This is a genomic window from Exiguobacterium sp. s141 (assembly GCF_018618085.1).
GTDB lineage: Bacteria > Bacillota > Bacilli > Exiguobacteriales > Exiguobacteriaceae > Exiguobacterium > Exiguobacterium mexicanum_A.
Window position 1 is genome coordinate 94,052 of the sequence record NZ_JACSLJ010000006.1, and the last position, 25,349, is coordinate 119,400.

Sequence of the window (25,349 nt, forward strand, 5' to 3'; positions counted from 1 at the left end):
TTTGGGGATGCGTCCCTCCATATTGACACGTGCAAAGGCGATTGCTACGCTTTTGTCAGCATGACACGCAAGTCAAAGGGGGAAACGATATGGCTCAAGATTTCACACGGGCGTACGCGGAAACACGCGACGCCAGCGACTCGCTCGCACCATACCGGGGAGAATTTTATTTGCCGCAAGACGGCATTTATATGGACGGTAACTCGCTCGGCCTGTTATCGAAACGGGCCGAACGGACGTTACTCGAATCACTGAGCGATTGGAAAGAGCTCGGGATTGATGGCTGGATGTCGGGACGCCACCCATGGTTCAACTTGTCAGAACAATTGGCCGCACTTAACGCTCCGCTCGTTGGAGCCAGAGCCGAGGAAGTGATGGTCACCGGGTCGACGACGGTCAACTTGCACCAACTTGTCGCCTCATTCTTTAAACCGGAAGGCAAGCGGACGAAGATTTTAGCCGACACGCTCACCTTCCCATCTGACATCTACGCTTTGAAGAGTCAGCTCGAGCTCCGCGGACTCGACCCGAGCGAACATTTGGTCCAAGTCTCGAGCCCGGACGGACGCTACTTGAAGGAAGAAGACATCATCGCAGCGATGACAGACGACATCGCCTTGATTGTCTTGCCGACCGTCCTCTATCGCAGCGGACAAATCCTCGATATGGCCCGTCTCGCCAAGGCGGCACACGAGCGAGACATCTTGATCGGCTTGGACGCTTGCCATTCGGTCGGCGCCATCCCACACGCATTCCACGACTGGGGTGTCGACTTCGCCTACTGGTGCAACTATAAGCATTTGAATGGCGGACCTGGCAGCGTCGGCGGTCTATTCGTTCACGAGCGTCACTTTGGGACAACGCCTGGCCTTGCCGGTTGGTTCGGTTCACGCAAAGATAAACAGTTCGACATGGATCATACGATGACGCCGGCCGATGACGCCGGTGCGTTCCAAATCGGGACGCCGCACGTTTTGAGCCTGGCTCCGCAACTTGGTGCCCTCGAGATGTTCAACGAGATCGGGATGGACGCCATCCGCGAAAAATCGCTCGCCTTGACGACGTATATGACCGCACTGATTGACGAAGTGCTCGCACCATACGGCTTCGTTATCGGCAGTCCGCGCAACGAGACACAGCGTGGTGCCCATTTGAGTCTCGAACACCCTGAGGCGGCCCGCATTTGTAAAGCGCTCAAACAGCATCGCGTCATCCCGGACTTCCGGGCCCCGAACATCATCCGACTCGCACCGGTCGCGCTCTACAACACGTTCACCGATGTGTATGATGTCGTGATGACGTTACAGACAATTATGGAAAACAAAGAATACGAGGCGTTCGAGAACGTCCGCGAAGTCGTGGCCTAAGGAGAAACAATATGAGTGAACGGATTGAACACAAAGTCGAGCAATCAATTCAGACAGACTTTTCGAAAGACATGTCGTACGGTGACTATTTGCAACTCGACCCGATTTTATCGAGTCAGCACCGCTTATCGGACCATCATGACGAGATGCTGTTCATCATCATCCATCAGACGAGTGAGCTGTGGATGAAATTGATTTTGCATGAACTGACGGCGGCCGTGACCGCCATCGAGACGGGAGAGCTCGAGCGTTCGTTCAAGATGCTCGCCCGTGTCTCGAAGATTCAACAACAGCTCATCCAGTCGTGGAGCGTCCTCGCGACGTTGACTCCGGCCGAGTATTTGGAGTTCCGCGACAAACTCGGTTCGTCTTCTGGCTTCCAATCGTACCAGAACCGCCAAATCGAGTTCGCCCTTGGCTTTAAGAACGCGCGCACACTCAGTGTGTACGCCCATGATGAGAAGCTATATCCGCTTCTCGAGTCGTCGCTACAGGCACCGAGCATCTATGACATGACCGTTCGCGAAATGCATCGCCGTGGTCTCGCCATCGATGACACCGTGCTCAACCGGGACGTCACGAAAGACTGGGAATGGAACGAGAGCGTCGAAGCGGCTTGGGCCGAGGTGTACCGGGACGTGGACAAGTACTGGGACTTGTATGAGCTCGGCGAGAAACTGCTCGATATCGGCAGCCAGCAGCAGATGTGGCGCTTCAACCATATGAGCACCGTCGAACGGATTATCGGGCAAAAGATGGGGACGGGTGGATCGTCAGGCGTCAATTACTTGCGCCGCGTCCTCGACCACCGTTTCTTCCCTGAACTTTGGACTGTCCGGACAAAACTGTAAGGAGGACGAACACGATGACATGGATTGATGTTTCGCAACCGCTCGAAGACACGATCACGACATGGCCAGGCGACACGGCGTTCCGTTACGAGATCGCGTGGCCGATGGCCGATAGCGGTTCGGTCAACGTCGGGAAAGTGACGATGAGCCTGCATACCGGGACGCATATCGATGCCCCGTTCCATTTCGAGGACGCCGGACAGCGCGTCATCGATCTCGATCCCGGGCTCTATATCGGTCCGGCCCGGGTCATTCATCTCCCTGGACACGAACGAATCGAAGCGACGGACTTGGACGGTTTTGACTTGACCGGCGTCGAACGGTTGATTCTCAAGACCGACGGCTGGCCAAACAAGCAGGAATTCCCGAGCCACATCCCTGAACTCACGCCTTCACTTGCCGACCGTCTCGGCGAACTTGGGATTTACTTGATCGGTCTCGATTTGCCTTCGGTCGACGCGATCGACAGTAAAGAGATGGCGGCGCACCACGCGCTCTCCCGCAACGGGGTCCACATTCTCGAAGGACTCGTCCTCGACCATATCGCCCCTGGTGATTACGAATTGAACGCCGTGCCGCTCCCGATCGTCAAAGGTGACGGCAGTCCGGTGCGCGCGCTCTTGCGTTCGCTCGATTAAACAAACACCCCTTCGCTCGAAGGGGTGTTTTCAGTCTTCCTGCATGACCTCACTCGAACTTTTACGATGGTCGAACCGTTTCGAGATTTGCACTTTGTAAGCCATGTTCGCCTCATAGTCTTTCGAGAACACACCAGCGTACAACAGGTCGAGCAGACAATGAATCGAATCGTTCGTCGTGAAGCTCCCAATTTTCGAGTAGAGGCGCTCACGGGTCGTCAAACGGAGCGTGCAGTCGGCCTGATGCGAGATCGCGTTCTCTCCGAGACTCGTCAAGGCGAGCACCGGCACACGTTGTTTCTTTAAGTAAGGGATGAGTCCGACCGTATAATCACTTTCCCCCGTATAGGAGATCAGGAGCGCACACGTCGTTTCGTCCGAGTTGGCCGCCTCGAATTCGGCATCGAATTCACAGAGGCTGACTTGTTTGCCGATCCGGTTCATCTTTGACTTGAAGTCGTGACAGAGCAACAAATTATGGATGACAGAAAAGACCTTGATATGGCGCGCTTCACTCAACATCGTTACGGCCTGCTCGTATGCCTCATGATCGAGCAACGACAGCGTGTCCTCGATCGTCATCTGTTTGAGGGCCGCCAGCTTGTTCGCCACAACCATCAAGTTATCCTTAGCCGAGAATGGCTTATTGGCATCGATATCCGAGAAGTGACGATTCAAATACTCGATTTCCTCCAAAAACTGTTCCTTCAACTCGAGCCAACCCGCAAACTCCAGTTTCGTGGCGATGCGACTTAACATCGACGGGTGCGTATACGTTGCCTCGGCGATTTGTTTCATCGTCTTATCGTGGATCCGCTCCCGCTCGACGAACAAATAGTCGATGACGGCCCGTTCTGATTTCGAGAACAGGTCTTGCTTCATTTTCTCGGTCAATAGCATGTCCGGTCTCCTCTCGTGAATTGAATTCACAAAAATAAATGTCTATATGTTTCTTTTTGTAAACGCTTTCGGAGTTGCCTGTAAATCTATTGTGTTCATTTTTCTATATTTTATACTGAATGAGAAATGAGAAGATACATTCAGCGCTGATATTCATTTACACATCTGAGACTATTTTGTGAACAAACGAGGAGGAGATTGGAATGACAACGGGAATCAAGCTCGTCACCATCGGGGGCGGCAGCAGCTACACACCAGAATTGATGGAAGGGTTCATCAAGCGTTACGAAGAGTTACCGATTCGTGAGATTTGGCTCGTCGATATCGAGGCCGGCCAAGACAAACTCGACATCGTCGGACAGATGGCGCAGCGGATGTGGGACGCTTCTCCGTTTGACGTCAAAGTACATCTGACGCTCGACCGTCGAGAAGCGTTACAAGATGCCGACTTTGTCACGACACAGTTCCGTGTCGGTTTGCTCGACGCCCGCATCAAAGACGAACGGATTCCGCTCTCGTACGGTATGGTCGGTCAAGAGACGAACGGGGCCGGCGGTATCTTGAAGGCGTTCCGTACCATTCCTGTCATCCTCGACATCGTCGAAGACATGAAACAGCTCTGTCCGGACGCCTGGCTCGTCAACTTCACGAACCCGAGCGGAATGGTGACCGACGCGGTCATCCGGTACGGCAAATGGGACAAAGTCATCGGACTGTGCAACGTGCCCGTCAATGCGATGATGGCAGAACCAGAACTGATCGGCAAGAAACCGGAAGAGTTGATTTACTCGTTCGCCGGATTGAACCATTTCCACTGGCACCGCGTCCACGACGTGAGCGGACAAGACGTGACACGCGACATCATCGACAAGATGTATGACGGCGATTCGGGGATTCCCGCCAATATTCACGACATGCCGTTCTTCCAAGAACAACTGCAACAGATGAACATGATCCCTTGCGGCTATCACCGGTATTACTATCGTGCCGAGGAAATGCTCGCCCACATGCTCGAGGAATATCGGGACCCGGCCGTCGGCACGCGGGCCGAGCAAGTGAAGCAGACGGAAGCGGAGCTATTCGAGCTGTACAAAGACCCGAACCTCGACCATAAACCGGAGCAACTATCTAAACGCGGTGGCGCCCACTATTCGGACGCGGCGTGTGAGACGATCGCCTCGATTTACGCCAATAAGAACACACATATCGTCGTCTCGACGAAGAACAACGGGGCCGTCCCTGACCTCGCCCCGGACGACGTCGTCGAAGTGTCCACCTATATCGGTGCGACCGGTGCGAAACCAATCGCGTTCGGCACGCTCGCCCCGGCTGAAAAAGGATGGCTCCAAGTTATGAAGAACATGGAGCTGTGCGTCGAAGAAGCGGCCGTGACCGGTGACTATGGGCTCGCCCTTCAAGCGTTCATCATCAATCCGCTTATCCCGAGCGGCGAGACCGCGAAACGGGTGCTCGATGAACTGCTCATCGCCCATAAAGATTACTTGCCGCAGTTCGCCGATAAAATCGCTGAACTTGAAGCGAACGGCGTCACGATCAAAGACGAAGTCATTCAAGCGCTCCAACCTGTCGAGCACGCATAAATAAAAGCCAGCGTGTCGATTTGCGACGCGCTGGCTTTTATTCACGCTTTAACACGTTCGTACTCCTCTTTCGTCACGACGTAAATGAGGCTCTGCACAGTGCGCCCATCCAAGCGCGTCAACTGCTGAGACGTCGTGAACGCGTACGTGAAGCCTGTCTTTTCGACGACGCGGCGCGACTGGTCGTTGAAGTCGAAATGACCGCACCAAATGCGTTCAAGTCCGAGGTCGTCAAAACCGTGCCGCATCACTTCGTGGACGGCCTCCGGGATGTACCCTTGCCCCCAATGGTCTGGGCTAAGAACATACCCGATCTCGCGCTGCCGGTCATGCTGAATCTCAGGGTCCGGTCGGCGGTCGTGCAACCCGAGGCTGCCGATCAACTCACCTGTCTTTTTCAGTGTGATGGCCCAGACGTCTTGGTCTTGTTGGAACAGTCGGATGACGTCACGCGTCTCCTCGACCGACTGGTGCGGCGCCCATCCCGCTTTCGGTCCGACCCGCTCGTCTTGCGCGTATCGAAACATCTGTTCAGCGTCCTCGAGCTGAAACGCCCGCAACCGGAGCCGGTCTGTATCAAGTTGAATCATCTTGTTCTTCCTTTCTGTCGTTTCCCTCGGATTCGTTCCGGGAATGAATCCATAAGGAGGGATGACGATGCCATTTGATTATGATTTAGATTTTGAAACGATTGATTTCCGCGAACACCCCGAGCTGTATCGAGTCGGACGCGGCGAACAAGGCGTCCTGCTCGTCGAACCATATAAAAGTGAGATTCTCCCCCATTGGCGCTTCAAGACGCCAGACATCGCCAAACAGTCCGCCGATGAGATCATGGAGCTGTTCGAAAAATACCGGGCCAACGATGATTTCGTCGGAATGGATATGGCCCGCAAATTCATCCAGATGGGCTATACCCGGGCGAGACGTTACGCCAACTATAAAGGCGGACGAAAATATAAGGACGACGGCGATCTCCACGACCGACAAATCGACGAGGAGAAAGCGGAATCGGCCCGCATCTTCAAAGAGCGATGGGACCAGCTTCGGGCAGATGAAGACTATTTGAAGCGAAAGAAAGCCCATCAGAAACAGTACGGCTGATTATCGGGTCATGACGAGAAAACGGGTCGCCCCTTTTTCAAACGAAGTGACCTGTCGAAACCCGAGCTGCTCATAGAGATGGATGGCCCGCTCATTGAACGCGGCCACCGTCAACCGGAGCGGTTTGCCTTCGTGCGCTGCTTCTTGCATCACCAACCGGACGAATGTACGCCCGTGCCCCCGTCCCGTTCGATCCGGATGCATGCCGAGCCCGAGGTCGACGCATGTGTCATCGTAGACGTATGTATCGTTCGGCACTTGTGCATACGTGCCGAGACAATAGAAACCGATCAACGCCTCGTCATGGACGGCCTGATACGCCATCAGTTCATCCAGCCCTTCCGCTGAAGCTTCTTGGTTATAGAAATCATACGGTGCCTCGTACGTCCACGCTTGAATCGCGCGGGCGTCTTGCTGTGTCATCGGGCGAATATCCATGACAACCTCCTTTCTCACGTCTCTTTTTGTTCGTGCTCGTCGGCAAACATTCCTGTCTACATCAAAAAAAGGATGGGTCGCCCCATCCTCACTTCCGTGTCCACGTCGCCGTGATGTCGACGTCGGCCGCATGCATCAAATTATGGATCGGACAACGAGCTTCGACGCCTTTCTGGAGCGCCGCAATCCGTTCATCCGATTCGGTCGTATCGAGGACGATGTTGACGTGTACTTTCTCAAAATACGTCCGTACTCCTTCAACGCCTTGGAAGCCGCGCGGGTCGAGCGTTCCTTCGGTCACGAACGTCACCCCGTCGTAGTTGAAATCTTGGTCTTGCGCCACGTAGGCAATCATGATTGTCGTACACGACGACAATGCCCCGAGCAAATATTCGAGCGGGTTCGGACCGGCGTCCGTCCCGCCGAGACGTTCCGGTTCATCGACGACGAACGGTTCGAGGTCACGCACATGCACCGTCGTCTTCACACTCGTCGCTTCCCCTTCGGCTCGCATCGTCACTAACGGTTTTTCAGTCATATTGTCTCCTCCTCTATCAAGTTGCCATCTTCATTCTCGTTCCCGTTATTTCGGTCCATGTAACACTTCGTCATAAATCGCATAGTCGTTTTTACCGTGTTGCTTGATTTGATACATCGCTTGATCGGCTTTATGAATGAGCGTGTCCAAGTCCGCCCCTTGATTCGGTGCGACACTGACCCCGATGCTCGCTCGAATCGGAATCGTCTCCCGTCCGAGCCGGAACGGCCGCTCCGTCAGCAGCAACTGCAAGCGCTCGACGAACGCAACGATGTCATCTGCATCGACGTTCGGCACATACATATAGAACTCATCCCCACCGACGCGCGAGGCCAGTCCTGCTTCCGGCGTCGCCATCTCAAGCAACTCACCGAGATGAATGAGAAAATCATCGCCGACTTGGTGACCGTACGTGTCGTTGATTCCTTTAAAGCCGTCGAGGTCGATGACGACAAGCGCAGGACACGATGATGCTCGAAGCGCTCGGACCGCTTAAGGGCATACATCAATAATAGAATCACAAGAAAATGAAACACGTTACCGACGGTCATCGTCGTCAAATAAGACGCGTTGAACTCAGGATAAATCCAGACACCGACTTGGTCGAAACGCTGACTGTTCAAGATGTTCTCTTGACGGATGAACGTCAACGCGACCGGGACGAGCGGCAAATAAATGGCATACGGATAAATCCATCTCGGTAACTTCGCCCCGACGCCCGTCACTTTGACAATGAAGTGGACCGAACAGACGAAAAGCAAAATTCCGGCGTTACCGAACCAATACGTCAAGAGCAAGGTGACTCAATAGAAAAGCCGGAAGCAAGTAAACGGCCATATAGAGAAATAATGCGGTCATGGATAGACCCCTTTCTTCTAACAAATCCATCTCTCACTTTCTCTATCGGTCGAAGCGAATCCTTTGTCGAGTTCACGGACACATCCATACAAAAAGCGAGCGGAACCAAGTCCGCTCGCTGTCGTCATCTCGTTTATAATGTGTCCTCAATCGCCGTGTCACCTTTGACGAGGTCAATCGCTTGATTGTGGGCTGCGTCATGACCAATGAGATGTGCCAAGAAGGCCGCCACGTCTGCACGCGGAATCTCACCAGTCGATACGTCGCCCGTCTTCACTTTGCCGGTACCGGCGTCATCTGTGAGAGCGCCCGGACGGACGATCGTATACGTAAGCCCGCTCTCCTCGAGCAGACGATCCGCATGATGCTTCGCGACATAGTATGGTTTCATCTCTTCCGGCCATGCCGAACGATCTTCCGCCTTCAAGGCGCTGACCATGACGAACTGTTTAACATTCCCGTTCTTGGCAGCCTCGATACTTTTCGCCGCGCCGTCCAGGTCGATCAACAACGTCTTGTCGGCTCCAGTGCTACCACCCGAACCGGCCGCGAACACGATCACGTCCATGCCAGACATCGCCTGTTCAAGTGACGACACGTCACCTTCGAGGTCGCCTAGGACGGCCTGATAGCCTTTCGATGTAAAGTCGTCGAGTTGGTCTTGTTTCCGCACCATCGCCGTGACTTGATGCTTCCCTTCCTCGTGCAATCGTTCGACGAGCTGTTTCCCAATCTGTCCATTCGCGCCAATTACAAATACGTTCATCTGTCTTCCTCCTCGATTTGAATTCAGAGACAAGCGAAACGCCGTGTGGCCATGGCCACATCCGGTGCAGAAGCGATGGCCGATATGACGGCGACGCCGTCCGCCCCGTCTTGCCGAATCATCGGGACGTATTCCGGTAAAATGCCACCAATCCCCACGATTGGCAGCTCTCGATACATGGCTCGAACTTGGCGAATGAGCACCGTCCCATTGACTGCCCCGGCGTCTGCTTTCGAGTTCGTCGGGTAGACCGGACCGATGCCGACGTAATCCGCATAGTCGATCGCCGCAGCCGCTTCTTCGAGCGTATGGACGGAGACACCGAGCCATTTGCCCGGACCGATTCGTTCGCGAACGCGTGCGGCATCGGCGTCGTCTTGCCCGATATGCACGCCATCCGCATTGATGCGCTCTGCCAAGTCGACGTCGTCATTGATGATGAACGGGACGTTGTACGAGCGGCAAAGTGTTTGCAACGCTCTCGCCATCGCTTCTTTTTTATCCCCATACAGTGCCTCTTTACCTTTTTCGCGAAATTGGAAACATGTCACGCCACATCGGAGCGCCGTTTCGACCGTCTGGAGTATGTCTTTCGTGTTCTGTGTCCCGCATACGAAGTAAAGCCGTAACTGTTCAGCGAGTGCCCGCCTTGATGGATTCAATCGTCACGCCCTCCTCTCCATACGCCACATATGCCCAATGGTTCGTCGGTCCGTGTCCGGCGCCGATCTCGAGGCCATGGGTGATGGCGCTTTGAATGAACCGCTTCGCCGTCACCGCCGCCTCCATGATGGAACGACCTTTGGCAAGTTCCGCTGTAAGCGCCGCCGAAAATGTACAACCTGTTCCGTGTGTATCGCTCGTCTGGATGCGCGGGGCCGAGAGGAGGAACACTTCTGACTCCGTCATGATCAAGTCTTCGGCAGTTTCACCTTCGAGATGGCCGCCTTTTAAAATAACCGCGCGCACACCGTACGCTAACATCCGCCGAGCCGCCTCGAGACGATCATTAAACGATCGAATCGTCAAACCGGTCAGCACTTCCGCTTCCGGCACGTTCGGTGTGACGACTGTCGCGAGTGGCAACAAGGAGGTCTTGAGCGCATCGACCGCCGTGTCCTGTAAAAGCGGAGCCCCTCCTTTCGCAATCATGACCGGGTCGACGACGAGTCGGTTGAAGACATGACGTTTCACCCCGGTAGCGACCGCCTCGATGCGCGACGCATCAAATAACATTCCGGTCTTACATGCTGCGATCGAAAAGTCCGAACCGATTGCATCGAGTTGTTGCGTGATGAGTTCCGGCGACACCGCTTCGACCCCATGCACCCCGCGCGTATTTTGAGCGGTGACGGCCGTCAGAACGCTCGTCCCGAACACGCCGAGCTCTTGAAACGTCTTCAAATCAGCTTGGATTCCCGCTCCCCCGCCAGAGTCCGAACCGGCAATCGTCAATACTTGCGGCCGCATCATGACACCACCTCAATACGGTCGCTCGGCAACTCGACGGCCGTCATCTTGCCGAGTTCATTCAAGAAATGAACGGGGAAGTCGCCCGGTCCGTCCGCCAAAGCGGTAGCCAGTTCGCCGCACCGGGCATATCCGGCGAGCGCTGTCGCCGTGGCCGTCAACGCGTCGGATTCGACCGCAAGGAACGCACCGACGACCGCACTGAGTAAACAACCGGTCCCTGTCGTCCGGGCCATCGCTGCGGTGCCGCCTTTGATTTCAATCGTCGCGTCCCCGTCGCTGACGACATCCGTCTCTCCGGTCACGGCAACGACACAGTTGTAGCGTCGTGCCGCCGCGCGCGCGATGTGATTCAAATCAACCCGCGTTTCCCCAGCGTCCACGCCGCGCGCCGCCGCGTCGAGACCAATCAATGTCGCGATTTCTCCGGCATTGCCTCGGATGACCGTCACGCGGACGTGTTGCAAAATGGATGTAGCGACGTCACGTCGAAACGCGGTCGCCCCGACACCGACCGGATCGAAGACGACCGGCCGGCTCGATTCATTCGCCGCCTGTCCGGCTCGAATCATCGTACGTTCCGTCGTCGCATCGAGTGTGCCGATATTGAGTACGAGCGCATCGCTCGCAGACGCCATGTCCGCGACTTCTTCGACGGCTAACGCCATCACCGGCGCAGCGCCGATGGCGAGCAACCCGTTCGCCGAAAAGTTAGCGACGACGATATTCGTAATGTTATGGATGAGTGGCCGTTCGGCTCTGACTTTGTCCCATAAGTCGCGCTTCATCGTGTCACCCCCGCCGGTAAATCCCACGATTCGAGCGTCCACGCCATTTCCCAAAACGCATGTTCATAATAACAACTCTTCAAGAACAGCTGTTGATACCGGACCCGTTCTTCCGCTGTCGCTTGTCCGGCGAGCACGTCGAGCCGTTCAAGCTGTTCCTCGACGAGATCGCGGAACCATTCCGAACCGTACGTCGCAATCCACGTCGCATAGATCGGATGATCGGGTGTGGCATCTTTCATTCGTTCCCCAATCTCATAATAGACCCAGTAGCACGGCAAAATCGACGCGAGCACGTCGCCGAGCGTCGGACCGGCCTGTTGCATATGGAGCGCATAGGCGTAAGCCGTTGGAGCGGGCTCAAACGTTGCCCACTCTGCCTCCGTCACGTCGAGCAAGGTGAAAAACTCACGGTGCAACGCATGCTCCGCTTCAATCGTATGAAGCGCATGCGTCAAAAAGCGGCTCGCTACTTCCATGTTCGGGGCGAGGGTCGCGCCTTTCGCCTGCACTTTGGAGAACTGGTTCAAATAATATGAGTCTTGCATGACGTAATGCCGAAATTTCGCCTCGTCGAGTTCACCCGTTCCGAGCTCGCGGACGAACGGATGGTCAAAGCTGGCTTGAAACAAGGCATCGGCCTCTTGTCGAAGATGTGCGGTGAATGTCATTCTTGTCTCCTCCTTTGTGATAAAAAAAGACGCCGCCTCCCATAACGGAAGCGGCGTCGGATTTACACAAAGTGTACGAGAACAATCGGTTCGCCCACTTCCCTACGCTAGCGTGAACTAGATCAGGTTCAAAGGGTCTGGACCTCGTCCATCTCAGCCGCGTCACGCGACTCCCCTAGTGGTAAACATTATGAAATTCGGTCGTCTACGACCACATCATATCAGTCTTTATCTTTGTTGAAAACCCTTTATCGCGAGAAGTGACGGTTCAACAACGTCCCCATTTGAGAGAACCGTTCGGTACCGAGCTTGCGTCGATTCGAGGCCGCGAACACGTAATAATCGACTTTGCCCATGTAATAGATCAAACGCAGGCCGGCCAAGAAGAACGTGATTGTCGTGCTGACGGCAAAGCCGACGCCGTACCAATCGATGCCGCGCGGCAAGAGCAAGAGCGTGAACAACGCATTCAACGTGAAGAACGAGATGTTGACGAACAATGCCCCGCGTCGATCCTCGAAATAGAGCAACAACAACGTCAAGATGAGAATCATCGCGTTCGCGAACGCCGCGAGCGTCGTCATCCGAAAGATTTGACCGATCTCATCCGGGACGCCGATCCAACCGACGAACACGCCTGCCATGAGGATGGCGAACAACGTCACGACGCCTTGGCTGCGCGCGAGTCGAATCAACTCATTTTTCAGCACCGACGTCATCGTCTGTTTCGCCTTCTCGATTTGATGGAGCGCCCCGCCGTAGTTGATCAATCCATAAAACGTGCGATAGCGCTCATAAAACCGGGTCTCGACGGCGACGATGAACAAGAGCTGCGTCGGGATGATCGTCAAGTAGGACCAAAAGATGGCCGTGTCATAGTACGGATTAAACAAGAAGGAGTCCGCGATGATGACGCGTCCTTCTCCGAACCAGATGATAAAGTTCGTGACCCAAATCCCGAGCACGTACAACACCCCGATGGCGAACAAGTCTGGATAGCGGTCGAAGTATTTGAAGTACGAAAACTCTTTCACGGCATAGCGGAGTGGGAACGTCCGGAGCATCGCGAAGAACAAGCCGAACAACGTCACAATCATCCCGGCCGTGAAGCCGAGCAATAGCTCGAGACTCGACGGATTGGCCATGAGGCGACTAACCGCATAGACACTCCCGACCGAGATGAGTCCGCCGAGCAAGAAGCTATAGGCCACCGCTTGATAATACTTGGCGGCACTCAAGAACAAGAACATGACCCAGATGACGTTAATCGTCATGAATAAAACGAACAACGTCAGTTTGTACAGAAAATCGAGCGGCGACAATAGCCAAAAGATACTGTACAGAATCGTCGCGGCGAGGATCGTCACTTTGAGCATCCCGGTGAAGACCGGGAAAATTTCATGTGCTTTCTTCTCGTAAAACAAGTCCGCCACATATCGGGTGACGACGAGCTGTTGGAAGCTGAACAAGATTTGCGAGAAGATGAACGCGTACGAGACCGAGATCATGAAAAGCGTCCGTTCGGCGAGCGATAACATCGGCATTTGGAACGCCAACCATTGAATCGTCCCGACGACCAAGATGACGATCAACCACGGTCCGGATGTGACGAGGCCCGAGAACGTGTACGCCTTCAACCTGGACGAATAGTAGTCTTCTTGGAACAACTTCTGCAACTTAAACCCGATGCCCGCCATACTGTTCCCTCCTCGTTTCATAGATGGCCTTGTAGCGGTCCACGACTTGTTGGAGACGATAGTATTGGCGGACCCGCTCCCGCCCGTTCTTACCGAAACGCATCCGCTCCTGCGGATAATCCATCATCCACTCGACCTTGTCCGCGACCGCTTCCGGATGAACCGGGGGCACGATAAACCCGGCTGGACCGAACGGGTCGTCTTCTCGTCCATACAGGAGCTCGGAACAAGCCCCGACATCGGTCGCGACCCACGGGATGCCGGCTGCCATACCTTCAAGAATCGCGAGCGGTTGACCTTCCGAGATACTCGTCAACAGAAGTAAATCAAACTTCGGCAAATAGGCTTGGACATCAACCTTTCCAGCGAGCTCGACATAATCGGTCAGCCCGCTCTGTTCGATGAGCAACCGGCACTCTTCCGCATATTCCTCATCCTCATCGAGCGGTCCCATGATCGTCAGCTTGAACAGACGATGCCGCTCCTGCAAAATCTTGGCGGCGTAAATCATCGTCTTCAAATCTTTGATTGGCACCAAGCGGACGATGGCCCCGATTTGAAAGAGATCGTGCTCCGGACGGTCGACCGTCGCCTGGATTTGTCGATCGGCGATGCCGTTGGCGATAATTTTCGTCTTCTCGCTCGGGGCGCCAATCCACTCCTGATATTCGCGGTTCCGCTCGAACAAGGTGATGATCTCATCGGCCGCGTTATAGGCCTCACGCGACAAATGGTGAAAGAAACGGACCCACCTCGGCTTATACGGCGCTGGAATCCAATACGACTGTAGAATCTCCTCTTCGCGTTCCCGCGAGTAGATGCCGTGCTCCGTCAAGATGAACGGAATCCCTTGCGTCTCTTTCATGTAGGACGCGACCACACCGGCATAACCCGTTGACACGGAATGAACGAGGTCGACTTTCGGGAGCGGTTGATGGAGCACCCGTAAAATCGGAGTGTACATACTCTGCCACATCCAGAAATAGTCGATGAACGAACCTCCGTTCATTTCCTCGGCGTAGGCCGCCTTGACATTTTTCCAAAAGAACTCGCTTGCGAAAAACGCCTGACTTGAAGGCACTTCTTTCCCAAGCAAACGAAGCGCTTGCCGGTTCGGACTTTTCAACATGAGCCAGTCCGATACGTTCTGTTCGTCCTCAGCGCCCCACTTTAATCGCCCTTTCGCCCGCTCACCCAAGTCGCTCAAATACAAGTGGGTGATCCCTGAAACGTTCGGTGGGAACACATATTTCATCTCTTCCGGACGCTTCTCTGTCGGTTGAATCGAAATGATTTCAAACGACACTTCGGGCATCGCCTCAATCAACGTCTGCGTCCAACTTGAGACGCCTCCGCTCACGTATGGATAACTGCCCTCTAATACGAGTCCGATTCTCATTGCGCTTCCCCCTTGATGGCGATTTCAGCGTTCGCCGATGTCAGTTCGACGAGGTAGAGCGGACGGTCGGCTTCCCATTGTTCGACCGTCCCAAAGTCAAACTCTCCCGTCTCAAGTGATTGGCCTGGTTTGAGGCGAATCGTGAAATGAGAGGGGTTGACGAGACCTTCCCCGGCCAAATAGACGGTCGACTCATCAAACGTGACGTTCAAATCAGCTTGTTGGTATGTGATCATCTTTTCGGTCGCGTAGTGTTGCGTATATGCCTCGAGGTGCGGATATTGATCTTTCACGTCGTGGACGATTTTGCGAAGACTCGCGAACATCGTATCCCAATCCCGACCGAAGGCCCGGTCGGGGTCGAGGACATCATCCGGGTGAATGAAGTGGGAAAACACACCGAAGTTGGCGATTGCATCGACTATTTGGAAAATCGATCCGCGCTCTTCCCCGTAATCGCTTGTCACACGCGGGAAATGGTACAAGTTTGGATGCGTCGCATCAAATTCGAATTCTTGGACGAAGTCCCCGCTCTCCGGCTCCCCGGTGTAGAGCGAAGCAATCGTGCGCAGTTCTGGCAACGCTTCGGCGATCGCATCGACCCCAGTCCGGTTGAGCGCGTTCGACGGCGGGACATATGACTTGAGCGTTTCAGCCGGGAAATAATTCTCAAACACGGACTCGGCTTGAAGCAATGACCGTTTCATCTCGTCTTTATCTTGCCAGGGGATGTACCCGTACGTCGGGTCAATCGGTTCATCGGCCGTGACGAGCGATTGGTGGTTATAGCCATGGAGTCCGATTTCCCCACCGTGGGCGATCAATTTGCGACCGAAGTAGAGCATTGGGAACTCACCCCGTTTGATCAACTGTTCGTCGACGAGCTCCATCTCCTCTTCATACGTCCCAATCATGGCACCCGTGTAAATCAAATCGTCGTCTTTCGCCAAATCGACCATATCTTCCCACCAATCCTCGGCGAAGAAATCTTTGACCGATTTATCGAGCGGGGTCGCGGACACGTCTTTCATTTTCCCGTCCATGACCGGTGCCGGGAAATCATCGATGTACATGAGCTTGATCGCTGCTTGTGCCGTGACGAACGCCGGCGGCATCGTGCCGAGCGTCTGCACGAACAGACCGCGGATCATCTTTTGGTTGGTGATCGTCGTATTCCAATAAAGGACGTTCCCTTCGCCGACGCCGTATTCCCAAAGAATCGGGAATCCTTCGGCCGACAACATGACGTTGGCCTCGTCTGCAATCGCAAAATCGACGACACTATGGACAAATAAGTCGTCCGGTGGGTTCAAGTCAACATACCCAGGGAAAATCGTCTCTTCAAAATTTAGACCATACACGTCCGGTACGTACTCACCGATTTCTTCGATGCCGGTCAACGCGTTCCATGCCGGATCTTTAAACCGATTCGCAAAGACGAGGTTCCCGCCTTGTTCGACATAACGTTTCATTTCCACGAACGGCCATCTTGTCGTATCTTCACCCGTGAAAATGATGATGGTGTATGGAGATGGCGCAATCGATCCGACGGCGCCTGGGTTCACTTCGCGAACATCAAGTTTCGCATACTGCAGACCGTACAGCAGGTTGTTTGCCGTTTCGACCGCCAAATCACCTTCATCCCGGACGAGATAAACTTGTAGCTGATGCTCACCCGCTTTTGCCGAGGCATCACTCTTCAACTGGTCGATGTTCATCTGTTGCTCGGCGACGTTTGGCAACAACGTGTGTAGCGAGTGGATCCGTAAGTATTGAATCGCACCGACGACGACTAAAAATAAGACGATGAAGAGCGAGAAGGAGATTACAGTTCGTTTTTCCATGATGTCGTGTCACTCCATTCTTCAAACAACAGTCGGTACTCATACGGTACGTCCTCCAGTGAGAATTGGGTCTGCATCATAAACATGACCGCCTTCACTTCGTTCCAACGTTCGCGCTCATAATAGTAATTGATCAGCATCAGATGAGCCTCGATGCGTTCCGGGAAATGATGGACGTACTCTTTTAAGATGTTCAATTGCTCTTTGGGGCGCTCTAACGTGAGATAAATCTCGTTCAAGTCCTCGTAAATCCAAGGCGAAGGTGGATAGAGCGTCTTCGCTTTCAATAATTCCTCCAGCCATGCGCCTCGCTTGTCCTTCAACATGACCTCGGTGATGAGCTCACTATGGATCATGCGTTTATAAATCGTCGCAAGCCGTCGAATCGTGTCTGGATTACCTAAGTCGTATTCGCGTTTGGCGTGTTTCAATTCTTGTTCATATTGATCGATCAAGATGTTCATTGTCGCCGCGGCGTAGTGGACAGTCTCGCTGTCCGTGCTCTCAAGTCCCATCTGCAAATACTTGCCTTGCTGGTCAATCGACTGGTTGACGTGCGTCAAAATCGAGTGTTTGCGGATAGCCGGATCTTTCGAATTGATGGCGTCGGTGAGCGGTAACAGATGACTGCTGCTGCTCGCTTCATGACGAATTTGTTCATAGTTGACGACCTTGAAGTCGATATAGTCGTCATAGTCTTCAATCAGACCGCTCCGACCGAACCGTTCAGCAAGCCGATACACCGCATAGACGGCAAGTTCGGCCAGAAACGGTAAGAACAGACCGAAGCTGAGCGCCGCCACCGCGACACCATAATCCGGCGCTTTCATTCTTCGTTTCAACACGATCAATAATCCGAAGGCGAGCAGTGCATGAACGACATAAATCCCGATCAATACGAGACGAATGGTAGACTCCATCCCGTCACACTCCCTTCTGGATCAAAATCCCTTCGATCCGGTCATAGATCCGTTGACGGTGTTCTTCACTCGTTCCTGGGAGTAAGAGCAACAGCTTGTTCTCATCCGGGTCATACCCGACGACATCGATCTCCCGTAAATACGAATGGACGATGGCCTCGATACTCTCGAGCGAGACAGGCTCATACCCGAGCGGATATTCGAGGACGATATACGGCTGTCCATGGTGAATCTTCTTTCGTTCTTGGATGGCGACGAGTTCTGTGAACGCTGTTTTCTTATAAAACGAGGTGCCTTTATGCATCTTCTCGTGCTGCTCTTTACGAATCAGGTTCTCGGCATTTTGAATGCGTGTGCCAATCCACGAGAAGAGGATGTTGAGAACGTGCAAGTCATCGGTCGTCAATTTCCGAAGCGGCAACCGTTTGATGACGACGACTTCTCGGGTCGTCCCGTCCACGATGATCGGTGCGAGCAACATCGGGTCCGTGTCCTCGTCATCGAGTTGACGGAGCGTCGTCTCTTGCACTTGGAAGAACCGTTTGAACATACTCGACGCCTCATCGAGAAAAATCGTTTGTGGAAACTCTTTCTTGTCCGTTTGGCGAATCAAGAGGCGCATCGACTTCTGGGAACGGTCGACGTGGTAGATGGCGACGTCACTCGCGAGGAACGTTTTTTTCAATAGGCGAATCGTCTCGCTCCGAATCAATTCTGGATGCGGCAAATCAAGCGATACGGCCAGTTCATACAATTGGTTCAAGCTGTACTCGGATTGAAGTAGTTTTTGACGAAGTGTGGTTTGCGAAGTGTTGAGTAAATCGACGGTCTCTTTCAAATACGTGTTTTCATCTTTCAGTTCTTCGTTGCGGAACTGGCTGATTTCGTAACGCTCTCGAAATGAGGTGCTGAACAACCCGACGATGACAGTGATGGCGAAGTAGTAAAACAGTGTAAGAAGTGAGTTTGTATCGTAGAACAACAGGAAGATGTCTCCTCCCATTAAGCCGGTGTATAACACTTTATAGAGGAGCAAAATGCCGAAACTGATTAAGCCGAAAATCGTTCCATACCTGAGCGCGAACAGGATGGCGGCCACATAAAACAAGTTCAGTTCATTTTGAATCGTGCCTAGGCTGAAGAATAAATCGATTCCGATCAATAGTGCGAACACGACAAGAATCTCGACCCATTTGAGCCATGGACGGTCTTGAGCGTACAGAATGATAATCCCCTCCTCATGGATAACATCTCTTCAGTTTTAATGCGGGATGATCCCCTGCCCTCGGACAGGTATACATAGTCCCTTATCTTCCTTTCCCCTAATTACCCCCTAAAAATCCCACGTATTGTAATAAGTTGGTTCGTGATAATGGATGAATCCGTTCGCCTCGGCCATGTCCCGACTTGTCGCCTCTTCTTGGTCCGAGACGGTGAGGACGGCGATTCCATATTCGTCTTGAATCGCGTTCATTCGATCGAGCATCTCCATCGACCAAGAGTCAGACGTGATTTCCGTGTAGTTAAAGCCTTCCCACATGAAGCCTTCCACATAAGGCGCACTCGTTCGTTCGAGCGTCTCGATGCCCCAGTTTTGGACGACGGGGACGCCCGGGTATGCCTTTTCAATCGCTTGTAAAAAGGCCTCGAGCCCAGCCAACTGTTCTTCTAAGTCGTCCGGATAGTCGAGGTGGACGTCATCGATATCCCCGACCGTGTCGAGGAAAATTCCGTCCAGATGTTTATTGATGACTTGTTTTTGAATTTCACGGATTAAAATTTTACGGAAGTCGGACGAGCTGATATCCGTCAAATACGAATCCCATTTCGGGAAATAGATGCGTTCCCCGTCCCGATAGAAGAAATCGTCTTTGTCCATTTGGCCGATGAGCGCACGATTCCACGTATCTGCTTCCATCACGTTAATATAGCCGAGCACTTTCGTCCCGTTCGACCGAATCGCTTCAATCTGTTCCGTTGTATACCAAATCGGTTCGATGATGACGAGGTCGTATCGGGCCATGTCTTCAATGATCGCCTCGGTCGGCATGTTATAAAAAATCTTATAGGAATGGATCTCATCAAAATCAAACGGCTCTTTCGTCGTACATCCTCCTAAACAGAAGATGAACAATAAGCCGCTCACTAGACATCGTCGCACTCGGACACCTCCTTGTTGAATGAATCCGTCTTGGTGTGAATCGGTCCGTTTGACGGTGAACGATCAGGGAAACAACATAATACAGACTATCACAGAAGGGAGAAATGGGCGTGAATACCATTTTATTGACGATTGCCCTATTATTCGTCGGCTTGAACGTGTTTACCTTCTTTCGGCGCCAAACGTATAGACAGACCGGCTTCGATATGCGCTTGTTCAGCCACTTGTTCGTCAGCCTACTCGGCGTCATGATCGGGTTTGCCTTGATTTACTACGCGCTATCACGCGATGGCGTCATATTGGTGACGTCACTCGAGACGATGAACGCGGTCGATCCGAACTGGCGCAATCTGCTTTACTTCAGCGGGGTCACGTTGCTGTCTATCGGATTCGGCGACCTGCTGCCAATCGGTCCGGCCCGGTTGTTCGCCTTGCTCGAAGCGGCCATCGGGATTTTGTTGCCGACAGCATTTTTTGTAAAATCGATATACAAAAAAGAAGACTGAAGAAAACAGTCTTCTAACGTCCAGTAATCAGCAAATACATGTTGAAGGCGACAAGTCCAAGCGGAAATAAGGCCACGACTAAAATCGGCCACTTTTTCGTCCGGATGCCGACAAATAAAAGTAAACTCCCCACTAGGAGCGCGATGAACGTCGTATACGGATTCAAGCGTCATTCCCCCTTCTATAGAGGGGCTTTTCCCGACTCAACCGAAAACTAATCGTTTGAACACCAAAGCGTCGAAAAGGCGTCACGAATTCGTCGGGCTTCCATCTCCGCAAACGGATATCCGGCTTGGTCGGCCACGCGGCGACTGACACGTTCAAATTGTTCCACCAACGTCGCATGGGCCGTTTCCACCGCTGTCACTTCGACCAAAGTGTATGTATCAAGATAAGCCTGCCATACTTCAGGGGCCAGATGCTTCTCAAGCCCATCCCCGGACTTTCCTCCGTTCGCCGTAAAGTTTGTCGCAAAGCCGACGTCCCATGCAAGCATCTGCCGGAGCATCGTTCGCATGATCGTCACATGGTCGAAAGCGTATAACAGTTGACCCCGCTTGATACCTTTGACGACGTAAAGCGACACCCACCAAAACTCGTTCCAACACTGCTCATAGTCGAATCGGCTCGGTCGTTTGATGCGGTACGTGTCATCAGATGGGATCGGTTGACCGGCAATCTCGTCTTTATCAATGAGGACGAGACTAAGTGAGTCAGCGTGAATCGCTTCCTGCACGTCACGCATAGGACGGACGGTCAAATCGACGCGATGACCGGCTGCAAACTGGACGAGAAACGCGAAACGCTCATATTCGTCGCCTCCCGGCACCTCGTCCGGCGTCTGCATAATCAAGACGTCCCCGAGCGGCGCCATCCACGAGCGGTCCTCGATGAACGCGGTCACGTCTTCGACGAAACAAGTGACATCGACGTCTTGAAAACGGTCTGGTTTTACGTGCGGATTGACGAGCGACCCGTTCAAGACGAGGACGCGGACGTCTTCCCGCTCCGCGGCCATGGCCGTCAAGTGCTCGAGCACTTGCTCATTGGTCATATGACGTTCGCCCCGAGCGAGCGGGCGACTTGGACGGCCTGCATGACGTCAAGCGTCGCTTGTTTCAGAATGACGTCCGAGAAATCGACCCCATCCATCTCGGCCCCTACAAAATCGGCACCGGAGCAATCCGCGTGTTGCAACACGGCGCGGGACAAGACGGCGTTCGTCCAGCGTGATTCTTTCAAATCCGCACCGTATAAATCCGCCTCCGTCAACCGGACACCGGACCAATCCATCTTCCGGAGCGGGGCGTGACGCAGATTGACGAACGACCAATCTCCTTCACGCACGACGACCCCTTCAAACGTGCATGAATCGAACGACGAACCCGTCATCTTGCACTGATCGAACTCGCTCAAAAACAGATTCGCCCCGTTGAACTGACAATTCAGGAATGAGCTGCCGCTGTGGCGCGAGGCGTTCCACTTCGAATCGGTGAAGTCACAGTTGATGAAACGACACTGTTCGGTCTCAAACTCGGTCGCATCGATATAGGTGAAGCGACAGTTCTCGAACGTCGTCTGCGTGAGTTGGATGTCACGGAGCGTCTCGTCGCGGAAGTCCTCACCTTTATAGCTCTCATTTGATTGAAACATGACCTGCCTCCTTGGCGTATACTTGATGTAGCTTAAGGAATGGAGTGATGAAAATGGATATCGTATTTCCGACCGAGCACGGCACGTTCAATTATCGCGTCGCCGGCATCTGGGTCCAGGACGGTCATTTGCTCGTTCATCGGAACGTGAACGATGACTTTTGGGCGTTGCCGGGCGGCCGCGTCGGCATCGGCGAAGAGGCCGAAATCGCCTTGACGCGTGAACTGCAAGAAGAACTCGAAGCGACACTGACGGGAACGACGTTCGCCTTCGTCTCCGAAAATTTCTTCACTTACTTAGAGCGCACCGTCCACGAGATCGGCATGTACTTCTATGTATCGGGTGACCTCCCGCTCCGGCATGGAGACTTCCACGGACCGGAAGGCGATCACCTCATCTATCGTTGGCAGCCACTTGACGCGCTCCGTGACTTGAAACTCTTCCCGGAGACGCTCTATGCGTTGCCACAATCATTACCGCCCCACTTTATCGACCGCTGAGCCGGATAGAATCGATTTCAACTCGTGCAAGTCTTGAATTTCATACGTCGTCTCGACCGTCGCCGCAATCTCGTGCGGATTGTACCAGCACGTGTCGAGCCCATACATGCGCCCGCCGGCGATATCTGCCGTCAGCGAGTCACCGACAATGAGCCCGCGTTCCGGTGCCACATTCGGAACCCGGTCAAATACATAGTCAAAAAATGGTTTCATTGGCTTTTGTGAACCGGTCGCGTCCGAGACGAACACGTCTTGGAAGTAAGGGAGCAGTCCCGAGGCTTCGAGCCGCTTGAACTGAGTCTCCGTCACCCCGTTCGTGACGATATAGAGCGGATACTGTTCACTGAGCGTACGGACGAGTTCGAGTGCCCCATCGATGATGTGCACCCCGGCGTGCAAATGGTCGCGATAACGCTGTTCGACTTCATGTGCATCGATCGTGATGCCGAGCGTGTCGAACAGTTGCGTGTGCCGGCCCATCAAGACGTCTTCCCGTCCGACCTCGCCGCGCTCGAACGCGCGCCATAATCCGTTATTGATCGTCACATACTGTTGTTTCAATTCATCCGTCATCCGAACGTTGTGTGCCGCGAGCAACTGCTCCAAGGCGACGTGCTCGCTCTGTTTAAAGTCGAGCAACGTATCATCGACATCGAATAAAATCGCTTCATACCGTTTCATAATCTGTATTACCCCTCTCTGCCTCTAATGTACAGGAACGGACCGAGAAGTTCAAAACAAGGAGTGAGTCATATGGCTAAACGACCTATCAGCAATCTCGAGTATTCAGGGGAAGAATTCGCGTCATTTTTCTATTTGGCCGATGAGATGTTCGGCATCGATTTTGGTGAATGGTACATGGCCGGCGAATGGACCGACCGCTATCGCTGTTATTCCTTGACGTTTTATCGGAATGTCATCTCGAACGTCGGGATGAGCCGGATGACGATCGTGGCTGACGGAACCGCGCGCGAAGCGTATCAGATTGGGACGGTCATGACCGACGAGGATCGACAAGGACAAGGGCTCGCCACCCGTATTTTCAAGTATCTGTTCAAACAGCATGACGCCGATGCCTTGCCTTATTTTTTGGCTTGTGACGAAGGGGTTGAACCGTTTTACGAGCAACAGGGGTTCTCCGTCCAACTTGAACCGGAGCTATTCGTTTCAGTATCGGGATCGGCTTCCCCACTCGAACGTGTCGATGTCGATGCCGAGCAGTGGCGTCGTTTCAAGCTGGAGTCGCTCCCGTTTTCGCCACGCCTCTATGCGACGGACGACATGCATATTTGGATGTTCCATTACTACCAAGGGATGAACGAGGACGTGTATCGTTTCGATGACGTCCATGTCATTTATATGATTGAGCGCTCGCGCTTAAACTTGTATGCCGTGCTGTCGCCGCGACCTGTCGATATGCGTGACGTCGTGGCTCGCCTCTCCTTTGAAGGCATCACCGAAATCGTCTTTAAATTCACGCCCAATCTGGACGGTGTGGAACAACGTCCGTCCCGCGACGGCCAATGGATGATTCGCATGAACGAAGGACAACTCTTCCCGGAAGGTTGTCGCTTCCCTTATTTATCGAAAGCATGAAAAAAACTCGCCTCAGGGGCGAGTTTTTTGCGTATGGAAGGCATGTCCGAGCGCCTGCGCCGCTTCTTTGACGGCTCGTCGCGCTTCCGGAACGTATGCGTAGTAGTTGACGAATCCGTGGATGAGTCCTCCGTAATTGTGATACGTCACCGGGACACCGAGGCTAATCAATTTGTTGGCGTATGCGCGTCCGAGGTCGCGGAGCGGGTCGTATTCGGCCGTCAACAACGTCGTCGGGGGAAGGTCCCCTAAGTGGCCCGAAAAAATCGGCGAGGCGTACGGATGCATCAATTCCGACTCATCACGGAAATATTGTTGCTGGAACCACCGGATGAGCCCTTCATCGAGCAAATAACCGTTCGCGTAATCAATCAATGACAGCGGCAAGTTCTCCTCGGTCCCGGTAACCGGGTAAAACAGCAGCTGATGCATGACGAGGGGACGACCTCGTTCAATCGCCATCAAGGCGCTGACCGTGGCGAGTGTCCCGCCGGCACTGTCTCCGCCGACGGCGATGCGCTCGGCATCGATTTCAAGTTCCGAGGCGTGATCCGCAATCCAAACGAGCGCCCCATAGCTATCGTAGACGGCTGTCGGAAACTTATGCTCCGGAGCGAGTCGGTAGCCGACCGAGATGACGGTGCAGTCGGCCTCGTTCGCGATCGTCCGACATATCGCGTCATGGGTGTCGAGACTGCCCGTGACATATCCGCCACCATGAAAATAGACGAGTGCTGGCGCGATCGTTCGACCCGACCGATAGATGCGAATCGGGAGCGAACGGCCTGAGAGCGCGATCAGACGCTCTTCGACATCATGCACGTGCTCTTTATGTTGAAACCGGGTCATCATTGCGTCTTCTTGTCGTCTTAATTCGAACGGATCCAATTGGTCATATGTGGTCGAGAGCTGATTTTGAAACTGGTTCAAATAAAATTGAATCGTCGGATTGACTGGCAACGGGAATCCCTTCTTTCTCTTTTAGGCGTACAGTTGCCTATTCCCAGCCGCGTTACACTCTAAGCAGACGTGAGTGCTTTTTCGGATAACCTGTCTCATTGATCGTCGGCTGCGGCCATGAGA

29 protein-coding genes and 1 riboswitch are annotated in these 25,349 nt (G+C 53.5%); of the genes, 8 read left to right on the forward strand and 21 right to left on the reverse strand.

Features of this window, described 5'->3' with window-relative positions; all coding sequences use genetic code 11:
* Nucleotides 1-89 precede the first annotated feature (89 nt).
* From kynU to kynB, 3 genes are read left to right on the forward strand one after another with little or no spacing between them, the layout of a single operon-like run.
* Nucleotides 90-1,367 carry a kynureninase gene (gene kynU, locus KNP74_RS12515; RefSeq protein ID WP_214764454.1) on the forward strand — a complete coding sequence of 426 codons (1,278 nt, stop codon included), beginning with the start codon at nt 90-92 and terminating at the stop codon, nt 1,365-1,367.
* Between the two features lie 11 nt (nt 1,368-1,378).
* Nucleotides 1,379-2,218 carry a tryptophan 2,3-dioxygenase gene (gene kynA, locus KNP74_RS12520; protein WP_034779578.1) on the forward strand — a complete coding sequence of 280 codons (840 nt, stop codon included), beginning with the start codon at nt 1,379-1,381 and terminating at the stop codon, nt 2,216-2,218.
* A 14-nt stretch (nt 2,219-2,232) separates the two neighbouring features.
* The gene (gene kynB / locus KNP74_RS12525; protein WP_214764456.1) at nt 2,233-2,856 is read left to right on the forward strand and encodes an arylformamidase; all 624 of its coding nucleotides are present in this window, start codon (nt 2,233-2,235) and stop codon (nt 2,854-2,856) included.
* A gap of 30 nt (nt 2,857-2,886) precedes the next feature.
* Here kynB and KNP74_RS12530 read toward each other — a convergent pair whose 3' ends face one another.
* A complete protein-coding gene (locus KNP74_RS12530) occupies nt 2,887-3,756 on the reverse strand; it encodes a MurR/RpiR family transcriptional regulator (protein WP_214711231.1) in 870 nt (289 codons plus the stop codon).
* Nucleotides 3,757-3,959: 203 nt separating this feature from the next.
* On the opposite strand from KNP74_RS12530, the gene KNP74_RS12535 reads away from it, so the two are divergent.
* A complete protein-coding gene (locus tag KNP74_RS12535; protein ID WP_214764458.1) occupies nt 3,960-5,357 on the forward strand; it encodes a 6-phospho-beta-glucosidase in 1,398 nt (465 codons plus the stop codon).
* A gap of 41 nt (nt 5,358-5,398) precedes the next feature.
* Here the strand turns inward: KNP74_RS12535 and KNP74_RS12540 are convergent, their stop codons facing one another.
* On the reverse strand, nt 5,399-5,947 hold the full coding sequence (locus tag KNP74_RS12540) for a GNAT family N-acetyltransferase (protein WP_214764459.1): 549 nt from the start codon (nt 5,945-5,947) through the stop codon (nt 5,399-5,401).
* A 67-nt stretch (nt 5,948-6,014) separates the two neighbouring features.
* Here KNP74_RS12540 and KNP74_RS12545 point away from each other — a divergent pair, with 67 nt between their 5' ends.
* On the forward strand, nt 6,015-6,461 hold the full coding sequence (locus KNP74_RS12545) for a DUF4385 domain-containing protein (protein ID WP_138858638.1): 447 nt from the start codon (nt 6,015-6,017) through the stop codon (nt 6,459-6,461).
* On the opposite strand, the gene KNP74_RS12550 is transcribed toward KNP74_RS12545, so the two are convergent.
* From KNP74_RS12550 to KNP74_RS12615, 14 genes are all read right to left on the reverse strand, one after another.
* Nucleotides 6,462-6,899 carry a GNAT family N-acetyltransferase gene (locus KNP74_RS12550; RefSeq protein ID WP_052090194.1) on the reverse strand — a complete coding sequence of 146 codons (438 nt, stop codon included), beginning with the start codon at nt 6,897-6,899 and terminating at the stop codon, nt 6,462-6,464.
* Nucleotides 6,900-6,987: 88 nt separating this feature from the next.
* A complete protein-coding gene (locus KNP74_RS12555) occupies nt 6,988-7,437 on the reverse strand; it encodes an OsmC family protein (protein ID WP_021065934.1) in 450 nt (149 codons plus the stop codon).
* Nucleotides 7,438-7,482: 45 nt separating this feature from the next.
* Nucleotides 7,483-7,884 carry a GGDEF domain-containing protein gene (locus KNP74_RS14975; RefSeq protein ID WP_371816340.1) on the reverse strand — a complete coding sequence of 134 codons (402 nt, stop codon included), beginning with the start codon at nt 7,882-7,884 and terminating at the stop codon, nt 7,483-7,485.
* Nucleotides 7,885-8,428: 544 nt separating this feature from the next.
* Nucleotides 8,429-9,061, reverse strand: coding sequence for an SDR family oxidoreductase (locus tag KNP74_RS12565; RefSeq protein ID WP_214764460.1), 633 nt, complete (start codon nt 9,059-9,061; stop codon nt 8,429-8,431).
* A 23-nt stretch (nt 9,062-9,084) separates the two neighbouring features.
* Nucleotides 9,085-9,723 carry a thiamine phosphate synthase gene (thiE, locus tag KNP74_RS12570; protein ID WP_214764461.1) on the reverse strand — a complete coding sequence of 213 codons (639 nt, stop codon included), beginning with the start codon at nt 9,721-9,723 and terminating at the stop codon, nt 9,085-9,087.
* Complete coding sequence (gene thiD, locus KNP74_RS12575) at nt 9,695-10,531, reverse strand: bifunctional hydroxymethylpyrimidine kinase/phosphomethylpyrimidine kinase (RefSeq protein ID WP_214709208.1); 837 nt, start codon at nt 10,529-10,531, stop codon at nt 9,695-9,697. Before thiD ends, thiE begins: the two co-directional genes overlap by 29 nt.
* Nucleotides 10,531-11,319: a hydroxyethylthiazole kinase gene (gene thiM, locus KNP74_RS12580; protein WP_214764462.1), complete on the reverse strand. Its 789-nt coding sequence runs from the start codon at nt 11,317-11,319 to the stop codon at nt 10,531-10,533. The genes thiD and thiM overlap by 1 nt, the downstream gene beginning before the upstream one ends.
* Nucleotides 11,316-11,990, reverse strand: a complete 675-nt coding sequence (tenA, locus tag KNP74_RS12585; protein ID WP_138858633.1) for a thiaminase II — start codon at nt 11,988-11,990, stop codon at nt 11,316-11,318. The genes thiM and tenA overlap by 4 nt, the downstream gene beginning before the upstream one ends.
* An 82-nt stretch (nt 11,991-12,072) precedes the next feature.
* A riboswitch (TPP riboswitch) is annotated at nt 12,073-12,177 on the reverse strand.
* Between the two features lie 61 nt (nt 12,178-12,238).
* The gene (gene pelG, locus KNP74_RS12590) at nt 12,239-13,687 is read right to left on the reverse strand and encodes an exopolysaccharide Pel transporter PelG (RefSeq protein WP_214764463.1); all 1,449 of its coding nucleotides are present in this window, start codon (nt 13,685-13,687) and stop codon (nt 12,239-12,241) included.
* Complete coding sequence (gene pelF, locus KNP74_RS12595) at nt 13,668-15,086, reverse strand: GT4 family glycosyltransferase PelF (protein WP_214764465.1); 1,419 nt, start codon at nt 15,084-15,086, stop codon at nt 13,668-13,670. The genes pelG and pelF overlap by 20 nt, the downstream gene beginning before the upstream one ends.
* Nucleotides 15,083-16,930: a DUF2194 domain-containing protein gene (locus KNP74_RS12600; RefSeq protein WP_214764466.1), complete on the reverse strand. Its 1,848-nt coding sequence runs from the start codon at nt 16,928-16,930 to the stop codon at nt 15,083-15,085. Before KNP74_RS12600 ends, pelF begins: the two co-directional genes overlap by 4 nt.
* Nucleotides 16,912-17,850 (reverse strand): tetratricopeptide repeat protein, encoded by a 939-nt coding sequence (locus KNP74_RS12605; RefSeq protein ID WP_214755981.1) that lies wholly within the window; start codon nt 17,848-17,850, stop codon nt 16,912-16,914. The genes KNP74_RS12600 and KNP74_RS12605 overlap by 19 nt, the downstream gene beginning before the upstream one ends.
* Before the next feature lie 4 nt (nt 17,851-17,854).
* Nucleotides 17,855-19,024 carry a GAF domain-containing protein gene (locus tag KNP74_RS12610; protein ID WP_214711221.1) on the reverse strand — a complete coding sequence of 390 codons (1,170 nt, stop codon included), beginning with the start codon at nt 19,022-19,024 and terminating at the stop codon, nt 17,855-17,857.
* A 159-nt stretch (nt 19,025-19,183) separates the two neighbouring features.
* Nucleotides 19,184-20,011, reverse strand: coding sequence for a glycoside hydrolase family 191 protein (locus tag KNP74_RS12615; protein ID WP_308162277.1), 828 nt, complete (start codon nt 20,009-20,011; stop codon nt 19,184-19,186).
* 104 nt (nt 20,012-20,115) lie between these two features.
* Between KNP74_RS12615 and KNP74_RS12620 the strand changes: the two genes are divergently transcribed.
* A complete protein-coding gene (locus KNP74_RS12620; protein WP_084592883.1) occupies nt 20,116-20,517 on the forward strand; it encodes an ion channel in 402 nt (133 codons plus the stop codon).
* A 13-nt stretch (nt 20,518-20,530) separates the two neighbouring features.
* Here the strand turns inward: KNP74_RS12620 and KNP74_RS12625 are convergent, their stop codons facing one another.
* The 3 genes from KNP74_RS12625 to KNP74_RS12635 are packed head-to-tail and all read right to left on the reverse strand — an operon-like array spanning nt 20,531 to nt 22,170.
* Entirely contained in the window at nt 20,531-20,683 is a 153-nt protein-coding gene (locus KNP74_RS12625) for a hypothetical protein (RefSeq protein WP_034779628.1), read from the reverse strand.
* A 48-nt stretch (nt 20,684-20,731) separates the two neighbouring features.
* Nucleotides 20,732-21,571 carry an aminoglycoside 6-adenylyltransferase gene (locus tag KNP74_RS12630; RefSeq protein WP_214764467.1) on the reverse strand — a complete coding sequence of 280 codons (840 nt, stop codon included), beginning with the start codon at nt 21,569-21,571 and terminating at the stop codon, nt 20,732-20,734.
* The gene (locus KNP74_RS12635; protein ID WP_138858625.1) at nt 21,568-22,170 is read right to left on the reverse strand and encodes a pentapeptide repeat-containing protein; all 603 of its coding nucleotides are present in this window, start codon (nt 22,168-22,170) and stop codon (nt 21,568-21,570) included. Before KNP74_RS12635 ends, KNP74_RS12630 begins: the two co-directional genes overlap by 4 nt.
* A gap of 53 nt (nt 22,171-22,223) precedes the next feature.
* Between KNP74_RS12635 and KNP74_RS12640 the strand changes: the two genes are divergently transcribed.
* On the forward strand, nt 22,224-22,670 hold the full coding sequence (locus KNP74_RS12640) for an NUDIX hydrolase (RefSeq protein ID WP_138858624.1): 447 nt from the start codon (nt 22,224-22,226) through the stop codon (nt 22,668-22,670).
* Here KNP74_RS12640 and KNP74_RS12645 read toward each other — a convergent pair.
* Nucleotides 22,644-23,351: a YjjG family noncanonical pyrimidine nucleotidase gene (locus tag KNP74_RS12645; protein WP_138858623.1), complete on the reverse strand. Its 708-nt coding sequence runs from the start codon at nt 23,349-23,351 to the stop codon at nt 22,644-22,646. The genes KNP74_RS12640 and KNP74_RS12645 overlap by 27 nt on opposite strands.
* Nucleotides 23,352-23,423: 72 nt before the next feature.
* Here KNP74_RS12645 and KNP74_RS12650 point away from each other — a divergent pair, with 72 nt between their 5' ends.
* Complete coding sequence (locus tag KNP74_RS12650) at nt 23,424-24,266, forward strand: GNAT family N-acetyltransferase (protein WP_167491724.1); 843 nt, start codon at nt 23,424-23,426, stop codon at nt 24,264-24,266.
* A 12-nt stretch (nt 24,267-24,278) separates the two neighbouring features.
* Here KNP74_RS12650 and KNP74_RS12655 read toward each other — a convergent pair whose 3' ends face one another.
* Entirely contained in the window at nt 24,279-25,226 is a 948-nt protein-coding gene (locus KNP74_RS12655; protein ID WP_138858621.1) for an alpha/beta hydrolase, read from the reverse strand.
* Between the last annotated feature and the right edge of the window lie 123 nt (nt 25,227-25,349).